15 protein-coding genes are annotated in these 21,782 nt (G+C 71.9%); 13 read left to right on the forward strand and 2 right to left on the reverse strand.

All coding sequences use genetic code 11. From position 1 onward, the window contains the following. Positions 1-128 precede the first annotated feature (128 nt). Positions 129-1,295 carry a trypsin-like serine peptidase gene (locus ACTVZO_RS29930; RefSeq protein ID WP_384216039.1) on the reverse strand — a complete coding sequence of 389 codons (1,167 nt, stop codon included), beginning with the start codon at positions 1,293-1,295 and terminating at the stop codon, positions 129-131. Positions 1,296-1,580: 285 nt separating this feature from the next. Here ACTVZO_RS29930 and ACTVZO_RS29935 point away from each other — a divergent pair, with 285 nt between their 5' ends. From ACTVZO_RS29935 to ACTVZO_RS29955, 5 genes are all read left to right on the forward strand, one after another. Beyond that, positions 1,581-2,990: a diaminobutyrate--2-oxoglutarate transaminase family protein gene (locus tag ACTVZO_RS29935; protein ID WP_443303307.1), complete on the forward strand. Its 1,410-nt coding sequence runs from the start codon at positions 1,581-1,583 to the stop codon at positions 2,988-2,990. Between the two features lie 568 nt (positions 2,991-3,558). Next, entirely contained in the window at positions 3,559-5,814 is a 2,256-nt protein-coding gene (locus ACTVZO_RS29940) for an IucA/IucC family protein (protein WP_443301277.1), read from the forward strand. A gap of 30 nt (positions 5,815-5,844) precedes the next feature. Next, positions 5,845-6,579 (forward strand): GNAT family N-acetyltransferase, encoded by a 735-nt coding sequence (locus ACTVZO_RS29945; protein ID WP_443301278.1) that lies wholly within the window; start codon positions 5,845-5,847, stop codon positions 6,577-6,579. Positions 6,580-6,677: 98 nt separating this feature from the next. Beyond that, complete coding sequence (locus ACTVZO_RS29950) at positions 6,678-8,534, forward strand: IucA/IucC family protein (RefSeq protein ID WP_443301279.1); 1,857 nt, start codon at positions 6,678-6,680, stop codon at positions 8,532-8,534. A 52-nt stretch (positions 8,535-8,586) separates the two neighbouring features. Continuing rightward, on the forward strand, positions 8,587-10,557 hold the full coding sequence (locus tag ACTVZO_RS29955; RefSeq protein WP_443301280.1) for an ATP-dependent DNA helicase: 1,971 nt from the start codon (positions 8,587-8,589) through the stop codon (positions 10,555-10,557). A gap of 148 nt (positions 10,558-10,705) precedes the next feature. Here the strand turns inward: ACTVZO_RS29955 and lexA are convergent, their stop codons facing one another. Beyond that, a complete protein-coding gene (gene lexA, locus ACTVZO_RS29960; RefSeq protein ID WP_384216050.1) occupies positions 10,706-11,497 on the reverse strand; it encodes a transcriptional repressor LexA in 792 nt (263 codons plus the stop codon). Positions 11,498-11,966: 469 nt separating this feature from the next. Here lexA and nrdR point away from each other — a divergent pair, with 469 nt between their 5' ends. The 8 genes from nrdR (at position 11,967) to ACTVZO_RS30000 (ending at position 21,627) form a co-directional block, all read left to right on the forward strand. Continuing rightward, positions 11,967-12,479 carry a transcriptional regulator NrdR gene (gene nrdR / locus ACTVZO_RS29965; RefSeq protein ID WP_443301281.1) on the forward strand — a complete coding sequence of 171 codons (513 nt, stop codon included), beginning with the start codon at positions 11,967-11,969 and terminating at the stop codon, positions 12,477-12,479. Positions 12,480-12,623: 144 nt separating this feature from the next. Then, positions 12,624-15,515, forward strand: a complete 2,892-nt coding sequence (locus ACTVZO_RS29970) for a vitamin B12-dependent ribonucleotide reductase (protein WP_443301282.1) — start codon at positions 12,624-12,626, stop codon at positions 15,513-15,515. Positions 15,516-15,740: 225 nt separating this feature from the next. Further along, positions 15,741-16,424 (forward strand): DUF6215 domain-containing protein, encoded by a 684-nt coding sequence (locus ACTVZO_RS29975; RefSeq protein ID WP_443301283.1) that lies wholly within the window; start codon positions 15,741-15,743, stop codon positions 16,422-16,424. Positions 16,425-16,526: 102 nt separating this feature from the next. Next, positions 16,527-17,390: an arylamine N-acetyltransferase family protein gene (locus ACTVZO_RS29980; protein ID WP_443301284.1), complete on the forward strand. Its 864-nt coding sequence runs from the start codon at positions 16,527-16,529 to the stop codon at positions 17,388-17,390. A gap of 32 nt (positions 17,391-17,422) precedes the next feature. Continuing rightward, positions 17,423-18,028, forward strand: a complete 606-nt coding sequence (locus tag ACTVZO_RS29985; protein ID WP_030709623.1) for a YdbC family protein — start codon at positions 17,423-17,425, stop codon at positions 18,026-18,028. Between the two features lie 84 nt (positions 18,029-18,112). Continuing rightward, complete coding sequence (locus ACTVZO_RS29990; protein WP_443301285.1) at positions 18,113-18,772, forward strand: histidine phosphatase family protein; 660 nt, start codon at positions 18,113-18,115, stop codon at positions 18,770-18,772. An 11-nt stretch (positions 18,773-18,783) separates the two neighbouring features. Further along, complete coding sequence (locus ACTVZO_RS29995) at positions 18,784-19,701, forward strand: ADP-ribosylglycohydrolase family protein (RefSeq protein ID WP_443301286.1); 918 nt, start codon at positions 18,784-18,786, stop codon at positions 19,699-19,701. 213 nt (positions 19,702-19,914) lie between these two features. Continuing rightward, a complete protein-coding gene (locus tag ACTVZO_RS30000) occupies positions 19,915-21,627 on the forward strand; it encodes a DUF4153 domain-containing protein (RefSeq protein ID WP_443301287.1) in 1,713 nt (570 codons plus the stop codon). Positions 21,628-21,782: the final 155 nt, after the last annotated feature.

The raw sequence follows: 21,782 nt of genomic DNA on the forward strand, positions 1-21,782 counted from the left end.
ACGCCCGCCTGTGACCGTACGTGCATGAACGTAAGCGCATGAACGTACGCGACTGAACGTACGCGCCTGAACGACCGGGGCCCCCTGCGATGGATGCAGGGGGCCCCGGTCGTTTCACGTGCCGTGGACTACTTGAACTTGCCGCTCACCGCGTCGAAGATGCCCTTCGCCTCCGGACCCAGCCGGGGTCCGGCCAGCCAGCCCGCCTTGGCCGGGCCGATCGAGGTGTTCGACACCAGCGCCGGCTTGCCGTCCGCGCCCGCCGCGACCCAGCCGCCGCCGGAGGAACCGCCCGTCATGGTGCAGCCGATGCGGTACATCACCGGGTCGTTCGCGGTCAGCGACAGCCGGCCCGGCTTGTCCGCGCACTGGTAGGCCTTCTGACCGTCGAACGGAGCGGCCGCCGGGTAGCCGGTGGCCGTGATGCCCGCGACCTTGGGCACCGCGGGGGCGGCGAACTCCACCGGGAGCGCCGAACCGACCGTCTCCTCCAGGGACTTGCCGCTGCCCTTCTCCGGGGTCACGTGCAGCACCGCGAAGTCGTACGGGGCACCCGCGCCACCGCTCGGGCCGCCGGTCGCGATCCACTGGTCGGAGGTCTGCGCCCAGTCGCTCCACCACACGCCGTACGGGGCCACCTGCTCGCGGGGCGCGCCCTTGAGCTGCGCCGCGGGCTTGCCCGCGTTGTTGTACGACGGGACGAAGGCGATGTTGCGGTACCAGCCGCCGGACTTGCCCGCGTGCACGCAGTGGCCCGCCGTCCACACCAGGTTGGACTTGCCGGGGTGGGCCGGGTCCTTGACCACGGTCGCCGAGCAGACCATCGAGCCCTCGGGGCCGTCGAAGAAGACCTTGCCGGCCTCCGGGACGCTCTGGTGGTAGGGAGCGTTCGCCGCCTTGGCCGTCACCGGAGCCGGAGTCGGGTCCGTGACGCCCTGGTCCTTGCCCGCGTCCGGGTCCACGGCCGGCTGCTTCGGCTGCTCCGCGTCACGCATCCGGTCCGGGTCCCACAGGTCCTCGATGATCGGGTTGATGTAGTCGCCCGCCTCGCGGAGCCAGTCCTCCTTCTTCCAGTTCTTCCACGCACCCCCCTTCCACTTCTCCAGGTCGATGCCGTGCTCTTTGAGCTTGTCCTTGAGCTGGTCCGGGATCTTGATCCCGTCCGCGCCCGGAAGGCTCGCCGCCACGGTCGGCTTGGCGTCGCCGCCGGCCTCCCCGTCGCCGGGCCCGCAGGCGGCGGTCAGCGCGAGCGCGGCCGCGCACAGGATCGCGGTGACCGGTCGGTTCGGTCGCATGTCGTTCGTCCCCCTGGGTGGATTCGAGGCGTGGAGTGCAGCCCCCCACTATGCCGCCGAGGTGGGGGACGGCACAGCCCGGGGCCGCGGTTCCCGCGCGCTCTTCGCCCGGCGGGCAAGGATCTTGGCCCCACCCGTGATCCGCCGCCGTCAGCGTCGTTGGTACGTACGGGGGATGGGCGGGCAGCGCTCGTGTTCGAGGCGCAATCCGGAAGAGCACTTCGTGCGGGAGGACCGACACTCGTGGCTTTGACCGAGCCGGCGGCGGCCGCGGCCGCCGCACAGATGACACCGCCACAGGCGCCACCACCCGCCCCGCCGCCGCAGCCGGCCGCGCCGCCGCCGCCCGCCGCGCCCCAGGTGCCCGTGCAGGGAAGCCGGTTGCCGGGGCCGAGCGGACCGCTCCTCGCGGACGGCATCCTGCGCAGGCAGGCGCAGCGGGAGTCCGCCGCCCGGACGTACGCGCGCTCGCTGCCCATCGTCCCCGTGCGGGCCCGCGGGCTGACCGTCGAGGGCGCCGACGGCCGCCGCTACCTCGACTGCCTCTCCGGAGCCGGGACCCTCGCACTCGGGCACAACCACCCCGTCGTCCTCCAGGCGATCCGCGGAGTCCTGGACTCCGGGGCCCCGTTGCACGTGCTGGACCTCGCCACCCCGGTCAAGGACGCCTTCACCACCGAGCTGTTCGCGAACCTGCCGCCCGGGCTGGCCGCCGACGCGCGTGTCCAGTTCTGCGGACCGGCCGGCACGGACGCCGTGGAGGCCGCCCTCAAACTGGTCCGCACCGCGACCGGCCGCTCCGGGCTGCTCGCCTTCACCGGGGCCTACCACGGGATGACCGCCGGAGCCCTGGACGCCTCGGGCGGCGCCCAGGACGTACGGGTGACGCGGCTGCCGTACCCGCAGGACCACCACTGCCCCTTCGGGGTCGGTGGCGCCGAGGGAGCCGAACTCGGCGCCCGCTGGACGGAGAACCTGCTCGACGATCCCAAGGGCGGGGTGCCCGCGCCCGCCGGGATGATCCTTGAACCAGTGCAGGGCGAGGGCGGGGTCATCCCGGCCCCGGACGCGTGGCTGCGCCGGATGCGGGAGATCACCGCGGCCCGGGGGATCCCGCTGATCGCGGACGAGGTGCAGACGGGCGTCGGCCGGACCGGAGCGTTCTGGGGAGTCGACCACGCCGGAGTGGTGCCCGACGTGATGGTGCTGTCCAAGGCGATCGGGGGCAGCCTGCCGCTCGCGGTGATCGTGTACCGGTCGGGCCTGGACGTGTGGAACCCCGGCGCCCACGCGGGCACGTTCCGAGGCAACCAGCTCGCCATGGCCGCCGGGACCGCCACGCTCGCCTTCGTACGCGAGAACCGGCTCGCCGAGCGCGCCGCCGCCCTGGGCGAGCGGATGCTGACCGCCCTGCGCGGCCTGGCCGCCGCCCAACCGTGCATCGGGGACGTACGGGGCCGGGGCCTGATGATCGGCGTCGAACTCGTCGACCCCGACACCGGAACCGCCGCGCCCGCCCTGGCCGCAGCCGTCCGCCAGGAGTGCCTGGACCGGGGCCTGATCGTCGAACTCGGCGGCCGCCACAACACCGTCGTCCGCCTGCTTCCCCCACTGACCCTGACCGACGAGCAGGCCGCGGCGGTCCTCGACCGCCTGGCCGACGCCATCCCGTCCGCCGCCCACCGGACCCCCTGACCGCACCCCGAGGACCCCCATGCCCGATCCCCACCCCCAGACCCCACCCCCCACCCAACCCTCACCCACCCCAACCGCCCCCCAGCCCCACACCCCGATCCCGCCCACGCCCCCGGCTTCGCCAATGGCACAGGCCCTGGCATCACCCATGGGCCCGACGCCGGCCCCGGCTCCACCCACGGCCCCGGCGCCGGCCCCGGTGCACGGTCACGGCGCACCCGACGGCCCGAGCGAGGCCCACGCCGCCTACGCCCAGGCTTCGACCCAGGCCGCCCCCCAACCCCACTCCGACAGCCCGGCCCCGGCCCGGGCGCACGCCCAGGGCCCGGCTTCGGCGCACGACCGTGCTCCGGGACAGCCGCAGGCGTCGGCCCAGCCTTCGGCACGCGCCCACGACCCGGCACAGGCTCCTGCACCGGCGCGGGGTGAGGCCCCATCCAACAGCCCGGCCGAGGCTCACGCCGTCCACGCCGAGCCTTGGACGCAGGCCGCCCCCCAAGCCGAAACCGGCAGCCCACCCCAGGCCCCAACCGACGGCCAGTCCCCGGCTCCGGCACGGGGCCAAGCCATGACCCCAGCCCAGACCCACGCCCAGGCTCCGGCCCAGCGGCCAGCACCCGACCCGGCGCAGGCCCAGGTTTCAGACCACGCCCAGCCTCCGGCGCACGGCCAGGCCCCGGCGCACGGCCAGGCCCCGGCCCAAGGCCACGACCCGGCCCCGGCCCAGACCCACGCCCCGGCTCCGGCCCAGACCCCTGCTCCGGCCCAGACCCAGGCCCCGGCTCCGGCCCACGCCCCGGCTCCGGACCCCCGTCACACCCAGGCTCCGACGCACGGCCAGGTTTCGCCGGAGGCCCACAGCTCGGCCCCGGCTTCGGCCGAGCCGCAGGCTGCGCCCGACGCGGCGCCCAGGCCCCAGCCCCCGACGGCGCCCGCGCCGCAGGCTTCCGTCGGAGCGGCGGCGACCGTGCCACGGCAGAAGGACGGCACGCCCAGACCCCGGACCGGGTGGGCGGTACCCGCCGGAGCGGAGCCGACCGGTCGGCCCGATCTGCTGGACCACCCGGACCCGGCCGTCGCGGCCGAAGCCGCGGCGGTGGAGAACCTGCTGCGCTGCTGGGTCCGCGAAGCCGCGATCCGTCGGCCCGACGGCCCCGCCGGATCCCCGCTGCGCATCCCGCTCCCCGCATCCGGCACGGCCCTGCTCGTCCCCGTCCGGTACTGGTCCGCCACCGGCTGGCACCGCTTCGGCCCCGCCCGGCTGGCCGGCGCCCCGGCCACCGTCCGCGCCCTGGACGCCGTCACCCTGGCCGCGCTCATCGCCCGCGAGGGCGCGAGCCCGGGCACAGCCCCGGGCCCCGGCGCGGCCGAGAGCACGGGAACGGGCCGCGGCAGCGCAGACCTCGTCGGCCGGGTTGCCGATTCGGTCCGCCGTACCGCCGAGTTCATCGCCGACCGGCGCGAACGCCCGGCCGCCCCCGCCCCCATCGGCATGGACCGGTTCCTGACCGCTGAACAGTCCCTCCTCCTCGGTCACCCCCTCCAGCCGGACCCGAAGAGCCGCGAAGGACTCTCCGAAGCCGAAGTACGTCGCTACTCACCCGAACTGCACGGCTCCTTCCCCCTGCACTGGTTCGCCGTCGAACCCTCCGCCCTCGCCACCGAATCCGCCTGGACCGAGCGCGGCCGCCCCGTCTCCGCGGCCCAGCTCCTCGCCCGGCTCGCACCCGGCCTCCCGCTCCCCGACGGAGCCGCCCCCCTTCCCCTGCACCCCTGGCAGGCCCGCGACCTGCTCCAGCGCCCCGCCGTCGCCGCCCTCCGCGACTCCGGACTCCTGCACGACCTGGGCCCCTACGGAACCCCTTGGTACCCGACCTCCTCCGTCCGCACCGTGCACCGGCCCGGTTCACCCGCGATGCTCAAGCTCTCCCTGGGCCTGCGCATCACCAACTCCCGCCGCGAGAACCTCCGCAAGGAGCTCCACCGCGGCGTCGAGGTGCACCGGCTGCTCCGCACCGGCCTCGCCGAGCAATGGCAGGCGGCCCACCCCGGCTTCGACATCGTCCGAGACCCCGCCTGGGTCTCCGTCGACTCCCTGGACGGCACCCCCGTCCCCGGACTCGACGCCCTGCTGCGTCACAACCCCTTCCGCTCGGGCGACGACGCCGTCTGCGTCGCCGCGCTGACCTCACCCCGCCCATGGCCCGGCCGGACCACCATGAGTTCCCGGCTCGCCGAGATCGTCTCCGCTCTCGCCGCCACCACCGGACACACCACCTCCGCCGTCGCCGCCGAGTGGTTCCTGCGCTACCTGGAGCACGTGGTCCTGCCGGTCCTCGCCTTCGACGCGCTCGCCGGCATCGCCCTCGAATCGCACCAGCAGAACACCCTGGTCCTCCTCGACCCGGCCGGCTGGCCGGTCGGCGGCCGCTACCGCGACAACCAGGGCTACTACTTCCGCGAGTCCCACCGCGCGGAACTGGAGCACCGGCTCCCCGGAATCGGCAGCCTCAGCGACACCTTCGTCTCCGACGACGTCACCGACGAACGCTTCGCCTACTACCTCGGCATCAACAACGTGCTCGGCCTGATCGGTGCCTTCGGATCCCAGCGGCTCGCCGACGAGCGCGTGCTCCTCGCCGCCTTCCGCCGCTTCCTCGGCAAGACCGCGGGCCTCGGCCCGCTCCCCGCGAAGCTGCTCGACTCGCCCACCCTGCGCTGCAAGGCGAACCTGCTCACCCGCCTCGGCGGCCTCGACGAACTCGTCGGACCCGTCGACACCCAGTCCGTCTACGTCACGATCACCAACCCCCTCCACGATTGACGCGTCGGAACCGACGCGGGGAAGAACCCCATGCCCACCACAGACGTCCCCGCCGCTTCCGCCGGCTCCACCACCCATGCCACCGGCACTGCCCGCACCACCGGCACCCACCAGGCCACCGGTACGTCACGCGCCCCCGACGACACGATGGAACTGCGGCTCCCCGCCGGGCTGTTGCCCCTGCTCGCCGAAGCCGACCTCCTCGACTCCCCGGCCAGCTGGGGCAGCACCAACACCCCCGTCGGAGAGTTCCGCCTCGAACCCGTACGCCCGGCCCGCGACCTGGAGCTCCTCACCGGCTGGATGAACGACCCCGAGGTGGCCGACTACTGGGAACTGGCCGGACCCGCCGAGGTCACCGCCGCCCACCTGCGGGCCCAACTCGACGGGGACGGCCGCAGCATCCCCTGCCTGGGTCTGCTCGAGGGCACACCGATGAGCTACTGGGAGATCTACCGGGCCGACCTCGACCCGCTGTCCCACCACTACCCGGCGCGCCCCCACGACACGGGTATCCACCTGCTCATCGGAGACGGCACGAACCGAGGCCGCGGTCTGGGCACCGCCCTGCTGCGCGCCGTCGCCGACCTGGTGCTCGCCAACCGCCCTCGCTGCACACGCGTCATCGCGGAACCGGACATCCGCAACACCCCCTCCGTATCGGCCTTCCTGAGCTCTGGCTTCCGCTGCTACACCGAAATCGACCTACCCGAGAAGCGAGCCGCCCTGATGATCCGGGAGCGGGCGCTGCGCAATCTCCTCTGAGTGCCGCCCCACGCGTCCCGACGGTCATCGCCGCTTCGCACCTCTCCCTTCGATAACTCTGCGTCACGAAGCAAGGTTCCCGATCTCCGAGGAGTCCCGTGCCGAATTTCCCCGCAGCCCCCGACTCCGCAGAATCCCCGCTGCCTCCGTCGCCTCAACATCCCTGTACACCGCCCGAGTTGACTGCGTCGACCTGGGACTCGGCCGCCCGCCGCCTGCTCGCCAAGATGCTCGCCGAGTTCGCCTACGAGGAGATCATCAGCCCCATCCCCGCCCTGGCCGCCTCCGGCGACGCGTGGAGCCTCGCCCTGGACGACGGCAGCATCCTCGGCTTCCGGGCCCGCCGCCGCTCATACGGAAGCTGGCACGTCGACCCCGACACGATCACTCTCACCCCGCCGCACCCCGCCACACAGCCGCCGACCGCCTTCGGAGACCCGTACGCCTTCCTCGTCCGCTCCCGCTCGCTCCTCGGTCTCGACGGAGCCACCCTCGGGCACCTCGTCCGTGAGCTCAGCGCCACCCTCGCCGCCGACGCCCGGATCGACCACACCGCGCTCACCGCCGACGTCCTCGCCGACCTCGACTACGCCCACCTCGAAGGCCACCAGACGGGGCACCCCTGGCTCGTACTCAACAAGGGCCGGATCGGCCTCTCCTCCGCCGACGCCGCGGCCTGGGCGCCGGAGGCCCGTACCCGGCAGCGGCTGCCCTGGCTCGCCGCCCACACCTCGCTCGCCGCCTACCGCGGAACGGCCGGCCTGGAGGATCCCGCCCGGCTCTACTCCGCCGAGCTCGATCCCGCCACCCGCGCCGGCTTCGACCAGGCCCTGCGCGACCGCGGCCTCGACCCGGTCCACTACCTCTACCTGCCGGTCCACCCCTGGCAGTGGGACGAGGTCGTCCTGCCGCTCTTCGCCCCCGCCCTCGCCTCCGGCACCCTCGTACCCCTCCCCGCCGACCCCGACGTGCGGCTGCCCCAGCAGTCGATCCGTACCTTCCTCAACCTCACCCGCCCCGACCGGCACAGCGTCAAGCTCCCGCTCTCCGTCTTCAACACCATGGTCTGGCGCGGCCTGCCCAGCGACCTCACCCTCGCCGCCCCCGCCGTCACCGCGTGGATCCACTCCCTCCGCGACGCCGACCCTTTCCTCCGCGAGGAATGCGGGGTCATCCTGCTGGGCGAGGTCGCCTCCGTCACCGTCCGCCACCCCGTCTACGACGCGCTCCCCGAGGTCCCCTACCAGTACAAGGAGCTCCTCGGCGCGATCTGGCGAGAGCCCCTGACCGGACGCCTCGCACCCGGCGAGCGAGCCCGCACCCTCGCCTCCCTCCTGCACACCGACCCCCGCGGCCGGTCCTTCACCGCCGAGCTCGTCGCCCGCTCCGGGCTCGCCCCCACCGTCTGGCTGCAGCGCCTCTTCGCCGCCTTGCTGCCCCCGCTCCTCCACTTCCTCTACCGCTACGGCACCGTCTTCTCCCCGCACGGCGAGAACGCCGTCGTGATCTTCGACGAGCACGACGTCCCGGTCCGGCTCGCCGTCAAGGACTTCGTGGACGACGTCAACATCACGGCCGAACCGCTGCCCGAGCTGGACACCCTGCCCGACGAGGTCCGGGCGGTGCTGCTCACCGAGCCCGCCGACTTCCTGCCCCAGTTCATCCACTCCGGGCTCTTCGTCGGCGTCTTCCGCTACCTCTCGGCCCTGTGCGAGGACCGCCTCGGCGTCCCGGAGAGCGACTTCTGGTCGCTCGTACGGGCGGAGATCCTCCGCCACCAGGCCCGGTTCCCCGAGCTGAAGGAGCGCTACGAGCTCTTCGACCTGCTCGGCGAGCGCATCGGACGGCTCTGCTTGAACCGGAACCGGCTCTATGAGGACGGCTACCGCGACCGCCCCACCCGCCCGCACGCCGTGCAGCACGGCACTGTCCCCAACCCCTTGTACCGGCCATGAATCCTCGCCGGTGCGGTCGCTGTCGGTGGCGCCCCGTAGGGTTGGCAGTGCTATGACGAAGCCCTCCCTCCCCGACCTGCTGCACGCCGCCGTCTCCGCCGTCGGCGGCACGGAGCGCCCCGGCCAGGTGGCGATGGCCGAAGCCGTCGCCGAAGCGATCGACGACAACTCCCACCGGCTCATCCAGGCCGGCACCGGCACCGGCAAGTCCCTCGGCTACCTGGTGCCGGCCCTCGCCCACGGCGAGCGCGTCGTCGTGGCCACGGCGACGCTCGCGCTCCAGCGGCAGCTCGTGGAGCGCGACCTGCCCCGGACGGTGGAGGCGCTGCATCCGCAGCTGCGCCGCCGCCCGCAGTTCGCCATGCTCAAGGGCCGTTCCAACTACCTGTGCCTGCACCGGCTGCACGAGGGTGCCCCGCAGGACGAGGAGGAGGGCCTCTTCGACCAGTTCGAGGCGGCCGCCCCCACCAGCAAGCTGGGCCAGGACCTGCTGCGCCTGCGCGACTGGGCGGACGAGACGGAGACCGGCGACCGCGACGACCTCACGCCGGGCGTCTCGGACAAGGCCTGGTCGCAGATCTCGGTGTCCTCCCGCGAGTGCCTGGGCGCGACGAAGTGCGCGTACGGGGCCGAGTGCTTCGCCGAGGCGGCCCGCGAGCGGGCCAAGCTCGCGGACGTGGTCGTCACCAACCACGCCCTCCTCGCCATCGACGCCATCGAGGGCGCGCCGGTGCTGCCTCAGCACGAGGTGCTGATCGTGGACGAGGCCCACGAGCTGGTCTCCCGGGTGACCGGGGTCGCCACCGGCGAGCTCACGCCCGGGCAGGTCAACCGGGCGGTGAAGCGCGCGGCCAAGCTGGTCGACGAGAAGACGGCCGACTCCCTGCAGACCGCCTCGGAGTCCTTCGAACGGGTCATGGAGCTGGCGCTCCCCGGCCGGCTGGAGGAGATCCCCGAGGATCTGGGCTACGCGCTGATGGCGCTGCGGGACGCCGCGCGCAACGTGATCTCGGCGATCGGCTCGACCCGCGACAAGTCCGTCCACGACGAGGACGCCGTCCGCAAGCAGGCCCTCGCCGCGGTGGAGAGCGTCCACGGGGTGGCGGAGCGGATCACCAACGGGTCCGAATACGACGTCGTATGGTACGAGCGCCACGACCGCTTCGGCGCCACCCTGAGGGTCGCCCCGCTGTCGGTGTCGGGTCTGTTGCGCGAGAAGCTCTTCGAGGACCGCTCCGTCGTCCTGACCTCGGCCACCCTCAAGCTCGGCGGCGACTTCAACGGAGTCGCGGCCTCCATGGGGCTGGCCCCCGAGGGCGTCGAGGGGGACGACACGCCGGCCTGGAAGGGCCTGGACGTCGGCTCGCCGTTCGACTATCCGAAGCAGGGCATCCTCTACGTCGCCAAGCACCTGGCCACGCCGGGCCGCGAGGGCACCCGCGGCGACATGATGGACGAGCTCGCCGAGCTGATCGAGGCGGCCGGCGGCCGCACCCTCGGACTCTTCTCCTCCATGCGCGGCGCCAAGGCGGCCGCCGAGGAGCTGCGCGGCCGGCTCGACAACCCGATCCTGCTCCAGGGCGAGGAGACGCTCGGCGAGCTGATCAAGGCGTTCGCCGCTGACCCGAAGACCTGTCTGTTCGGGACCCTTTCGCTGTGGCAGGGCGTGGACGTGCCCGGCCCCAGCTGCCAGCTCGTGGTGATGGACAGGATTCCGTTTCCGCGTCCCGACGACCCGCTGATGAGTGCCCGGCAGAAGTCGGTCGAGGAGCACGGCGGCAACGGGTTCATGGCGGTGGCGGCCACGCATGCGGCGCTGCTGATGGCCCAGGGCGCGGGGCGTCTCGTACGGGCCACGGGCGACCGGGGTGTCGTCGCGGTCCTGGATCCGCGGCTGGCCACGGCCCGGTACGGGAGCTTCCTGCGGGCCACGCTGCCGGACTTCTGGTACACCACGGACCGGAACCAGGTGCGCCGTTCCCTGGCCGCCATCGACGCCTCCGCGCAGGCCGACGGGAAGTAGTACCCGAGAACGAAGCAGTACCCGAGAACGAAGCAGTTCCCTGGAACTCTGCAGCTCCAGGGAACAAGGGAGAACTGGTTCTCCGGAAACAAGGGCAACCCCCGGGACCGGCGCAGTGGATCCCGGGGGCTGGACGGAGGCGGCGGGGTCAGACCCGACGCAGTACGGCGACGACCTTGCCGAGGATGGTCGCCTCGTCGCCGGGGATCGGCTGGTAGGCGGAGTTGTGCGGGAGGAGCCAGACATGGCCGTCCTCGCGCTTGAAGCGCTTCACGGTGGCTTCGCCGTCCAGCATGGCGGCGACGATGTCGCCGTTCTCCGCGACGGGCTGGCGGCGGACCGTGACCCAGTCGCCGTCGCAGATGGCCGCCTCGATCATCGAGTCGCCGACGACCTTGAGGACGAAGAGCTCGCCGTCGCCCACGAGCTGGCGGGGGAGCGGGAACACGTCCTCGACCGACTCCTCGGCGAGGATCGGGCCGCCGGCCGCGATCCGGCCGACCAGGGGAACGTAGGAGGCGGCGGGCTTGCCGGTGGTGTCGGTGGGCTGAGAGCTGGGCTGGTCGGAGCCGCGTACCTCGTAGGCCCGCGGGCGGTGCGGGTCGCGGCGCAGGAAGCCCTTGCGCTCCAGGGCCATCAGCTGGTGGGCGACGGAGGACGTGCTGGACAGGCCGACCGCCTGGCCGATCTCCCGCATCGACGGCGGGTAACCCCGCCGCTGCACGGAGTCGCGAATGACCTCGATGACCCTCCGCTGCCGGTCCGTGAGCCCGGAGCTGTCGGCGCGGATGCCTGGAGGTCGACCTGGCAGCGAGCGTGCGGGGCGTACGGGCTCCGCCTCCGGGTTCAGGTTTGCGTCGTTCATGGCATGCACCGGCTCAAGTCGGCTCTGGGAGCGGTTCTGGGCAGTGATGGCGGCACTGTCTGCGGTGGTGGTCACGTCGGCCCCTCTCGAAATGTTCTCCCTAGCTGGACAACGGTAGTTGCTTTCGAAAGGTTGCGCCAAACACACGTTCGAGTGAAAAATCGCAGATCGTCCCTCGCGGGTAAATCGAGCGGTGTATGGGCGAACGGTTCGCCGAACGCGGGTTCGGCTCGGCATCCGCTGCTTACGGTACCCTTCCCGGTCGGGTCGGGACCCTTCGGGTCCGGGCCCAGTGTGGCACCGGAAGGCCCCGTATCCGGCTATCGGACGACGCGACACGCTGAGCCGGGTAATTCCGCCACAACCCAAGATCTAGTGGTTGGATGGGCGCAGCCGCCCAGAAGTTGTGGTCCTCGGGTCCTCCGGGGCTCCTGGGATCGCATATGCTGGTGGCTGCTTCGCGAACCCCCGGCAGAGTCGGCCTCTGCCGTTCAGGGGTCTCGTGAGGTGGTTCAGTCGTGCCAAGAGGGAGGGTGAGGGAACCATGCACTGCCCCTTCTGCAGGCACCCCGACAGCCGCGTCGTCGACAGCCGCACCACGGACGACGGCACGTCGATCCGCCGGCGCCGTCAGTGCCCCGACTGCTCCCGTCGTTTCACGACGGTGGAGACGGCCTCGCTGATGGTGATCAAGCGCAGCGGGGTGACCGAACCCTTCAGCCGTACCAAGGTCATCTCCGGCGTGCGCAAGGCGTGCCAGGGGCGGCCGGTCACCGAGGACGCCCTCGCCAAGCTCGGCCAGCGGGTCGAGGAGGCGGTGCGCGCCACCGGGAGCGCCGAGCTGACCACCCACGACGTGGGCCTGGCCATACTCGGCCCGTTGCAGGAGCTCGACCTGGTCGCGTACCTGCGCTTCGCATCCGTGTACAAAGCGTTCGACACCCTTGAAGACTTCGAGACCGCCATCGTGGAACTGCGCGAGCGGCGGCCTCACCCCGAAGAGTGCGAGCACGGTGGGACCGTTCCGGTTCCCGTGCCCGCCTCCGCCGCCGACTGACCGGACGGCCCTCCCCGCGGCGCTCGCGCGTCGCGGTGTGGCCGGTGAGTCGCGCGAAGAGACGTAGATACAGAGACACAGCACCGTGCCGCGGAATAACGCTGGCACTTTAGGGCGTTTTTGCCCGCATATGGGAGGCCTGGCATGACAGAGACGGCGAGCAGCTCGGCACGAGGTTCCCGCGCCAAGGGGACCAAGGCAGCCAAGGGCGGCCTGCGGATCGAGCGCATCCACACCACCCCCGGCGTGCACCCGTACGACGAGGTGAGCTGGGAGCGCCGTGACGTCGTCATGACCAACTGGCGCGACGGCTCGGTCAACTTCGAGCAGCGTGGCGTCGAGTTCCCCGGCTTCTGGTCGGTGAACGCGGTGAACATCGTCACCAGCAAGTACTTCCGCGGTGCGGTCGGCACCCCGCAGCGCGAGACCGGTCTGAAGCAGCTGATCGACCGGATCGTGAAGACGTACACGAAGGCCGGCGAGGACTTCGGCTACTTCTCCTCGCCCGCCGACGTGGAGATCTTCGAGCACGAGCTGACCTACGCCCTCCTGCACCAGATCTTCAGCTTCAACTCCCCGGTGTGGTTCAACGTCGGCACGCCCCAGCCGCAGCAGGTCTCCGCCTGCTTCATCCTGGCCGTCGACGACTCCATGGAGTCGATCCTCGACTGGTACAAGGAAGAGGGCATGATCTTCAAGGGCGGCTCCGGCGCCGGCCTGAACCTCTCCCGCATCCGCTCCTCCAAGGAGCTCCTCTCCTCCGGCGGCAACGCCTCCGGCCCGGTCTCCTTCATGCGCGGCGCCGACGCGTCCGCAGGAACGATCAAGTCGGGCGGCGCCACCCGCCGCGCGGCCAAGATGGTCGTCCTGGACGTGGACCACCCGGACGTCGAGGCCTTCATCGAGACCAAGGTGAAGGAAGAGGAGAAGATCCGCGCCCTGCGCGACGCGGGCTTCGACATGGACCTGGGCGGCGACGACATCACGTCCGTCCAGTACCAGAACGCCAACAACTCCGTCCGCGTGAACGACGAGTTCATGACGGCCGTCGAGAACGGCACCGAGTTCGGCCTGCGCGCCCGCATGACCGGTGAGGTCATCGAGAAGGTCGACGCCAAGGCGCTCTTCCGCAAGCTCGCCGAGGCCGCGTGGGCCTGCGCCGACCCGGGCATCCAGTACGACGGTGTGATCAACAACTGGCACACCTGCCCCGAGTCCGGGCGCATCACCGCGTCCAACCCTTGCAGCGAGTACATGCACCTGGACAACACGTCCTGCAACCTCGCCTCGCTCAACCTGATGAAGTTCCTGAACGACGACGGCAAGGGCAACCAGTCCTTCGACGCCGAGCGCTTCGCCAAGGTCGTCGAGCTCGTCATCACCGCGATGGACATCTCGATCTGCTTCGCGGACTTCCCGACGCAGAAGATCGGCGAGAACACCCGCGCCTTCCGCCAGCTGGGCATCGGCTACGCCAACCTCGGCGCCCTGCTGATGGCCACCGGTCACGCGTACGACTCGAACGGCGGCCGCACCCTCGCCGCCTCGATCACCTCGCTGATGACCGGCACCGCGTACAAGCGCTCCGCCGAGCTGGCCGCCATCGTCGGCCCGTACGACGGCTACGCCCGCAACGCCGACGCCCACAAGCGCGTCATGAAGCAGCACGCCGACGCCAATGCCGTCGCGCCGCGCACCGAGGACCTGGACAACACGATCTGGGCCGCGGCGACCGAGGCCTGGCAGGACGTCCTGCGCCTCGGCGAGAAGAACGGCTTCCGCAACTCCCAGGCCTCCGTCCTGGCGCCGACCGGCACCATCGGTCTGGCGATGTCCTGCGACACCACGGGCGTCGAGCCGGACCTGGCCCTGGTCAAGTTCAAGAAGCTCGTCGGCGGCGGCTCGATGCAGATCGTCAACGGCACCGTCCCGCAGGCCCTGCGCCGCCTGGGTTACCAGGAGGAGCAGATCGAGGCGATCGTCGCCCACATCGCCGAACACGGCGTGGTCGTCGACGCCCCGGGCCTGAAGACCGAGCACTACGAGGTCTTCGACTGCGCCATGGGCGAGCGTTCCATCTCCGCGATGGGCCACGTCCGCATGATGGCCGCGATCCAGCCGTGGATCTCCGGCGCGATCTCGAAGACGGTCAACATGCCGGAGACGGCGACCGTCGAGGAGATCGAGGAGATCTACTTCGAGGCGTGGAAGATGGGCGTCAAGGCGCTCGCGATCTACCGCGACAACTGCAAGGTCGGCCAGCCCCTCTCCGCGAAGAAGAAGGAAGAGGAGAAGGAAGAGGTCACCGCCAAGGCGGAGGACACCATCCGCGCGGCCGTCGAGAAGGTCATCGAGTACCGCCCGGTCCGCAAGCGCCTCCCCAAGGGCCGCCCGGGCATCACCACCTCCTTCACGGTCGGTGGCGCCGAGGGCTACATGACCGCGAACTCCTACCCGGACGACGGTCTGGGCGAGGTCTTCCTGAAGATGTCCAAGCAGGGCTCGACCCTCGCGGGCATGATGGACGCCTTCTCGATCGCCGTCTCGGTCGGTCTGCAGTACGGCGTGCCGCTGGAGACCTACGTCTCGAAGTTCACCAACATGCGCTTCGAGCCGGCCGGCATGACGGACGACCCGGACGTGCGGATGGCGCAGTCGATCGTCGACTACATCTTCCGCCGCCTGGCGCTGGACTTCCTGCCCTTCGAGACCCGCTCGGCCCTCGGCATCCACACCGCCGAGGAGCGCCAGCGCCACCTGGACACCGGTTCCTACGAGCCCCTCGAGGACGAGCTGGACACCGAGTCCCTGGCGCAGTCGGCCCCGCTCACCGCGGTGCCGTCGGCCCCGAGGCCGGTCGCGGCCGCCGTGGCGGTCCCGGCTCCGAAGACGGCGCACAGCAACGCCGAACTGGTCGAGATGCAGCTCGGCGTCTCCGCCGACGCCCCGCTCTGCTTCTCCTGCGGTACGAAGATGCAGCGCGCCGGCTCCTGCTACATCTGCGAGGGCTGCGGCTCCACCAGTGGCTGCAGCTGACGCACCGGTCCGCTGCGGCTGACAGCGGGCGCCGGCTGGGCGTGAAACAGCGGTTCAGGGCGGCGGGGCTCGTTATCGGGTTCCGCCGCCCTTGGCGTTCCGGCCCCCGTGGCAGCCATGGGAGATTCCCGGTTCCCCGGCAAACGATCACCGGTTAGTCTCCCCAGGCGCGCAGCGGGGCGCGCGCCTGGGGAGCTCGGGGGAGCTCGGGGGAGCGTGGGGGACATGGCCGACAACGGGGCCGGGGCGAAGCAGGGCATCAACGCGGGGGCGCAGGCCGTCGCGGCGGTGGTGGTGGTCGGTGGTCTCCTCGGCAGTGCGTGGGGCTTGGGGGCACTCGGGGAGAACTCCTCCGAGCGAGGGCCGGCCGTGTGCTCGTCCACGGAGCACGAGGACCTGCCGGCGGGATACGTCTCGGGACCCGAGCTGTGTGCCGCGCTGAACCGCCCCGACCTTCCTGCGCTCCTCGGAACGCCGGAGGAGAGCGCGCTGACCGCCACGGGCGGCGTGTCCTGGTTCTCCCCGGCCGGCGAGGACAAGATCGCCACTCCTGTGGCGAACGTCCAGCTCAAGACCTACTACGTGAAGCTCTCCGCCTCGCACGACCGCCTCTCGGTCGGTGACCTGGCCGATTTCCTGGGCGCCACGGTGGAGGAGACGACGGTTCTGGGGCGCCCGGCGGTGCTCATGTCGGACAGCACCATCTCCATCTCCTTTCACAACGGCAAGGCCGGCACGGGCCCCGGCGGCATCGCCCGGCACCTGGTCGTCGCGAAGGACGCGCAGGACACCGGCGGCTCATTCGAGGTCGCCATCTGGCGTGCGGACGGCAGCCTGCCCGACGACGCGGCCCTGATCCGCACGGCGGAGCAGGTGCTGCCGGGGGTACCGGGCTGGACGGCGGGCTGACGCGAGGTCCCGGCGCGGATCCGGGCGGAGCGGGGGTTGGTGTGCGGGGCCCTCGCGCCGATCATTGTGCGGTGAGAGCGGATCACGGGGGACGGGGGAGCCATGTGGAGTGGTGACGAGCTGGATCTCGACGCGTATCTGGCGCGGATCGGGATGTCCGGCGAGCGCGAGGGCGAGGGCGGGGGAGGGCGCGGGGAAACCGGGGAACTCCGGGCGGACCTCGAGACGTTGTACGCAGTGCACCGGGCCCACACCGGCGCCATCACCTTCGAGAGTCTGGACGTCCTGTTCGGCCGCCCCGTCGAGCTGGACGTCAAGTCGCTCGAGGACAAGCTCGTGCATGCCCGCCGCGGCGGCTACTGCTACGAGCAGAACTCGCTGCTGGCCGCTGCCCTGGAGCGGATCGGCTTCGAGGTGTCGGGCCGGGGAGCCCGCAACCGCACCCGCGGGGACGCCCTGACCCCCGTGACGCACGCCGTCCTCGTCGTCACGATCGACGGTCAACCATGGCTGTGCGACGCGGGGTTCGGCCATCAGGGGCCCCGCGAGCCCGTTCCGCTCGGGCGCCCCGGAGCCGAGGTGCGGCAAGGGGCGTGGACGTACCGTGTCCGGGAGGAAGCGGACGGAATCTTGGTGCTGTGTTTCCTGCGCGGGGGAACCTGGCGCGACCTCTACGCGTTCTCCCCGCAGCGGTACCACCCCGTCGACTACCTCCTGCTCAACCACTACAGCTCCACCCACCCCCGATCCGCCTTCATCGGCCGGGTCATCGTCCAGCACCCGGGCGACGACCTCCGCCGGGCACTGGTCGGGCGGGAGCTCGTACGGCTGCACCCCGACGGGCGGGAGGAGCGCGACACGGTCGCCCCCGAGGCGCTGCTCGGCCTAATCGACCTGGAGTTCGGCCTTCGGCTCCCCGAGCGAGATGCGGTCGAACTGGTACGGATGTACCTCGCCGGGGACTGACCCGGGCCGCGCCGGGACCGTACGATGGCGCCGTGCTGGTCAAGTGGATTCGCTGCACGGTGACGGACCGACGCGGGTTCGAACGGGGGCAGCGAAAATGGGCGGGGCTGCCGGGCGAGCCGGGATTCCGGGGGCAGGGCGGCGGCTGGAGCCGGGGCCGGCAGGGGGTCGCGCATGTCTTCGCGTTCTGGGAGAGCCGCTCCTTCTACGACTCCTTCATGGCCCGCAGTCACGACAGGCTGGCCGCCGCACAGAACGGCACGTACACCGATCTGCGCGTCACCCTCTTCGATCACCGCTTCGACGTGAAGACCGGCTTCGAGCCGCGCTTCACCGACGCCGACGTGGTCCGGGTAGCGCACACCCGGGTCCGTGAGGGCCGCGTCGACCACTTCGCCCTCATGCAGGAGAAGGTATGGAATCCGGCCATGGCGGGTTCGCCGGGAATGGTCCGTGGCCTCTTCGGCGAGGCTCCGGGCCGGGAGTTCCTGGTGCTGTCGATGTGGCATGCCGCCGCCGAGCACGGCAAGTACCGGCAGGAGCGGGTCGAGCGGCTCTCTCTGCGCGCCCAGATCCAGGCCGACGTCGAGGCCCTGACCGGTGACGTCGTCGACCTCGAACCCTCCTGGACCGTCTGACCCGGTGTGACCGTACGACGAGCGGGCAGGCCGACCGGCGTGCCCCGGTCGGTGGGCCCGCCGGTGGCCGAATAGGGTCGTGGGATGGTTCGACCACGGCGCATCGTCCTCGTCCGGCACGGGGAATCCGAGGGGAATGCCGACGACTCGGTGTACGAACGCGAGCCCGACCACGCCCTGCGGCTGACCGCGACCGGGCGCGAGCAGGCCGCGGCGGTCGGCGTACGGCTGCGCGAGCTCTTCGGCGACGAGACGATCAGCGCGTACGTCTCCCCCTACCGCCGGACCCTGCAGACCTTCCGGGAGCTGCGGCTGGACCCCACGCGGGTCCGGGTGCGCGAGGAGCCGAGGCTGCGCGAGCAGGACTGGGGGAACTGGCAGGACCGGGACGACGTACGCCTGCAGAAGGCGTACCGGGACGCCTACGGGCACTTCTTCTACCGCTTCGCACAGGGCGAGTCGGGCGCCGACGTGTACGACCGGGTCGGGTCCTTCCTGGAGAGCCTCTACCGCAGCTTCGAGGCCCCCGACCATCCGCAGAACGTGCTGCTCGTGACGCACGGGCTGACCATGCGGCTGTTCTGCATGCGCTGGTTCCACTGGTCGGTGTCCGAGTTCGAGGCCCTGTCCAATCCCGAGAACGGCGCATTCCGGACGCTGCTGCTGGGCCCGGACGGCCGGTACCGGATGGACCGCCCGTTTGAGCGCTGGACCACACCTGAGCCCTACGACCTGGACGGCTAGAGTGACCCGCGATGACGCCTGATTCCACTTCCGAACGGCGCTACGCACGCGCCCTGTCCAGCCTTCGCGGGCTGGCCCTGGGGGACGCCCTGGGCTCCCAGTACTTCGTCCCCGTGAACTACCCGCTCCTCAAGCGGCGTGAACTGCCCATCGGCTCCGAGACGTGGCAGTGGACCGATGACACGGAGATGGCCTGCTCGGTGGCGGCCGTGCTCGCCGAGTACGGCCGCATCGACCAGGACGCGCTGGCGAGCTCCTTCGCCCACCACCACGACTTCGACCGGGGCTACGGGCCGGCCGTGAACCGGATGCTGCGCCTGGTCCGGGAGGGCCAGGACTGGCGCACGCTCGCCGCCGAACTGTTCAACGGCCAGGGCTCCTGGGGCAACGGCGCCGCCATGCGGATCGCGCCCCTGGGTGCCTGGTACGCGGACGACCCCGAGCAGGCCACGCACCAGGCGGAGATCTCCGCCTACACCACCCACCAGCACCGTGAGGCCGTCTGCGGGGCGATGGCCGTCGCCGCGGCGGCCGCGCTCGCCGCGGACCCGGCTGGTCCGCCGAAGGCGGCGGACCTGCTGGACGGGGTGATCGCCCTGGTGCCGCGCAGCGCCGTGGGCGCCGGGATCCGCCGTGCCCGCGACATGCTGGACTACGGCGACGCGACCACGGTAGCGGCCGTCCTGGGCTGCGGGCGGCGCACGAGCGCCCATGACACCGTGCCGTTCGCCCTGTGGTCGGCGGCGCGGTCGCTGGACGACTACGAGCGGGCGTTCTGGACCACCGCACAGGTGGGCGGCGACGTCGACACGACCTGCGCGATCGTCGGCGGCGTGCTGGGTGCGCGCGGCGACGAGGTGCTGCCGGCGGCCTGGCTGGCGCGTACCGAGGCCCTGCCGGCCTGGCTGCCGGAGGCGGTGGCGCGCTAGTCGGCGTCGGCCCTGGCAGAGAGGGCGGCCCGGCGGGTTGGGCGGGCGCGGGTCGCCGGGGTGGTTCCGCGGGGGTGAAGCCTCGGATTCCGATTGTCACGGTCCTGCCACAGGACTCTTTTGAGCCTGTTCAAAACTCCATCCCGTCGGCCTACGCTGTCCGCTCCGCCGCCCCACCCGAACCCGGGGCGGCCGACAGGGGAGGGGAACCCGATGTCAGAGAACACCGACGGGCTGGACAAGGCCGCGGACCGGACCGAGGGCACGGCCGCCGACAGGCCCATTGCCGAAAAGCCGGCGGCCGAACAGGCGCCACCGGCCGCGGCCGTACCACCAACGGGCACCGGAACCCCGGCCGACGCCGCCGCCTGGCAGGCCTGGCAGCAGCAACAGGCCTGGCACCGGGCCGCCGTCGCCCGGGCCGCCGCGGCCTCCGCCCCGCCCGCGTGGGTGGTCCAGGTACGGCCCGCCGAAGCCGCCCCGATCGGGGCCGTGACCCTCGTCGCGACGCTGTTCACCGGAGTCTGCGCCGCCCTGCTCCTCGGTGACGGCATCGGCCCGGGCCTGCTCCTCGCCGTCGTACCCGCCGTGGTCGCCGCCTACGCCGCCGCCCGCGCGGCCCGCCGCAGCGCCCGCCCCTGGACCCTGCTCTGGGCGGCCGGCTGCCTGGCCCTCCTCGCCGTACCCGCCCTGCGCGATTCGGCGTGGCCGTCCACCCTCGCGATCCTCGCCGCCCTCCTGCTCGGAGCGCTGGCCCTGCACGGCAGCCGCACCTGGCCCGGCGTCCTGCTCAGCCCGCTCGGTGTCTTCGAGGCCGCCGTGTCCGGGCTCGGCTGGGCCTGGGCGGGCATGCGCTCGCGCGGCGGCGTCAGCAAGGACCGCTGGCTGCCCGTGGTCAAGGCCGTCGTCGTGGCGCTGGCCCTCCTGCTCCTCTTCGGCACGCTCTTCGCCTCCGCCGACGCGGCCTTCGCCGATCTGCTGGGCGGGCTGACGCCCGACATCTCCATAGAGGACGGACCCATCCGGATCGTCCTCTTCCTGTTCGGCTCCCTCCTCGCCCTGGCCGCGGCCCGCGCGGCCGCCGCCCCGCTGCGCTGGGACCGGATCAAGGTGACTCCCGGCAAGGCCCGCTCCCGCGTCGAATGGGCCCTTCCGCTCATCGTGCTCAACCTGCTCTTCGCCGGCTTCAACGCCGTGCAGCTCGCCGTCCTGTTCGGCGGATACGACAAGGTCTTGAAGAGCACCGGCCTCACGTACGCCGAGTACGCGCGGCAGGGCTTCTGGCAGCTGCTCTGGGCCACCCTGTTCACCCTCGTCGTGATCGCGCTGGCCCTGCGCTGGGCCCCGCGTTCCGGCGCCGGCGACCGCCGCTTCGTACGCGTCGTGCTCGGCGTGCTGTGTGCGCTGACGCTGGTCGTCGTCGCGTCCGCCCTGCGCCGCATGGACCTGTACGTGGACGCGTACGGGCTGACCATCCTGCGGGTGTCCGTGACCGCGATGGAGATGTGGCTGGGCCTGGTCCTCGTACTGATCATGGCGGCCGGCGTGTTCGGCGCCCGCTGGCTGCCGCGCGCGGTCGCCGGGAGTGCGGCGGCCGCCGTCCTGGCCTTCGGGCTGCTCTCCCCGGACGGGATGGTCGCCGAGCGCAACGTGGCCCGCTTCGAGGCCGACGGCAAGATCGACCTGGCCTACTTCCAGAGCCTGTCGGCGGACGCCGTACCGGCCCTCGACCGGCTGCCCGAGCCCCGGCGCTCGTGCGCCCTGTACGAGATCGACCAGGAGATCTCCCGGGTCGGGGACGTGCCCTGGTACGCCATGAGCCTGGGTGAGGCCAGGGCCCGGCAGATCCTGCGCGAGCGGCCGGTGACGGCCACGTACGAGGAGTGCTCCCGCCTCGGCGCGTTCGGCAGCCGCAACGAGTACTAGAACGAGTACGAGAGGGACGTGGCACCGGCCTCCGGTCATGCCGCCGACCCCGCCCCGAACTCGAACGGGCTAATCTCGGCGTGGTGTTGGGGAGGCGGCCGGGTCGTGCCCTTCGGCCCGGGTCGCGGCTTCACGAATGCGACCCGACCCGCGCC

It is taken from the genome of Streptomyces sp. IBSNAI002 (genome assembly GCF_052244475.1).
Taxonomy (GTDB): Bacteria; Actinomycetota; Actinomycetes; order Streptomycetales; family Streptomycetaceae; genus Streptomyces.